The 1,457-nt window shown below is 64.7% G+C and carries 2 protein-coding genes; one reads left to right on the plus strand and one right to left on the minus strand.

The annotated features are described in order from the left end of the window. Window positions 1-178, minus strand: a 178-nt coding sequence (locus HUK84_RS17980; protein ID WP_176641465.1) for an ATP-grasp domain-containing protein, incomplete at its 3' end; no start/stop codon positions are given. Between the two features lie 206 nt (window positions 179-384). Here HUK84_RS17980 and HUK84_RS17985 point away from each other — a divergent pair. Beyond that, a complete protein-coding gene (locus HUK84_RS17985; RefSeq protein ID WP_176641466.1) occupies window positions 385-1,212 on the plus strand; it encodes a ferritin-like domain-containing protein in 828 nt (275 codons plus the stop codon). The last annotated feature ends 245 nt before the right edge of the window (window positions 1,213-1,457 follow it).

Consider the following 1,457-nt stretch of genomic DNA (forward strand, 5'->3'; position numbering starts at 1 on the left):
CGAAATGCCCCGCGCCGCGGCCCCCGGCATGGATCTGCGCCTTGACGACCACCAGTGGGGCCCGCAGCGCGCGGGCCGCCGTCGAGGCTTCGTCCGGCGAACGGGCGACGCGGCCGTCCAGTACCGGCATGCCGAAACCCTTGAGCAGGGTCTTCGCTTGATATTCATGTATGTTCATACGGTGTGATCCGCGTTCGTTCTTGTTGCGCCGTCCGGCGAACGGGCCGCACGCTGGGGAACGCGTGAGGGCCGATCAGGACTGCATGGCATAATCGAGGCTTTTATGCCATCTCGGAAGCCGAAAACCATTTGTGCGTGGTCCGGGCGAGGGGCCGGCAGGGGCGCGCGCCGGGGGGACCGGGTGTTGATGAAAGACGGGGTACGATGAAGCATTGGCGCATTGAACAGATGGATTGGGACAGTTTCGACCCTGCGCGCGTGGACCCCGACATCATCCCCGTGGTCAAGGCGGCCTCGGTCGTCGAGCGCAACGGCGTCGACTATGCGACCTATCTGAACAATGTGTTCTCCGACGATCCGGCTTTTCGCGACGCCGCGGATAATTGGGCGGTCGAGGAAGTGCAGCATGGCGACGCGCTGGGGCGCTGGGCGATGCTGGCCGACCCCGAATGGAACTATCCCGAGGCGTTCGCCCGCTATCGCGAGAGCTATAAGCTGGATCTGGACGTCGATCGTTCGGTACGCGGGTCGCGCACCGGCGAGCTGATCGCCCGTTGCATGGTCGAGACCGGGACCTCGTCCTTTTATACCGCGCTGGCCGACGCGACCGAGGAGCCGCTGCTGAAGGCGATCTGCCAGCAGATCGCCGCCGACGAATACCGGCATTTCAAGCTGTTCTACGACCATATGCACCGCTATCTGAAGCGCGAGCGCCTGGGTGTGTGGCGGCGCACCCGCATCGCCCTGGGCCGCGTGACCGAAAGCGAGGACGACGAACTGGCCTCGGCCTATCACACGACCAACGAGCCGGTCGGCCGGCCCTATGACCATCGGCGCTGTATCGCGGCCTATATGTCGCGGGCGATGCGCTATTATCAGCCCAAGCACACGATCCGGGTGACGGGCATGATCCTGAAGACCATCGGAGTGTCGCCCCATGGCTGGGTGCATGGGGTGATCGCCCGCGTCGTCTATCGGCTGATCCGGATGCGGCAGAGAAAATTCGCCCGCCTGGCCGCGCTGGCGTCCTGATCGTCCGGCCCTGGCTGAAAAAGGTAAAACGGAATCAATATTTAATGGCCTGATGTCCCGCTTCGTCCTTTCATGACACCATCAGGAATGCAGCAGCGCGCGGGAGCGGTTCATGGTCAGACGTTTCGGTAGTGTCGGTTCGGGCGTCGCCTGGGCGGGGCTCAGCCTTGCGGCGGCGATGGCCGCGCCGTCCGTGCCGGCGTTGGCCCGGCCTTATTCGCTGCCGATCGCCAGCTCGCCGCCCG

The organism is Nguyenibacter vanlangensis, from assembly GCF_013376155.1.
In the GTDB taxonomy this organism is placed as follows: domain Bacteria; phylum Pseudomonadota; class Alphaproteobacteria; order Acetobacterales; family Acetobacteraceae; genus Gluconacetobacter; species Gluconacetobacter vanlangensis.

Bases quoted from the DNA above. Each gene is read 5' to 3' on its own strand.
- HUK84_RS17985 (WP_176641466.1), top strand. From the start codon at position 385: ATGAAGCATTGGCGCATTGAACAGATGGATTGGGACAGTTTCGACCCT.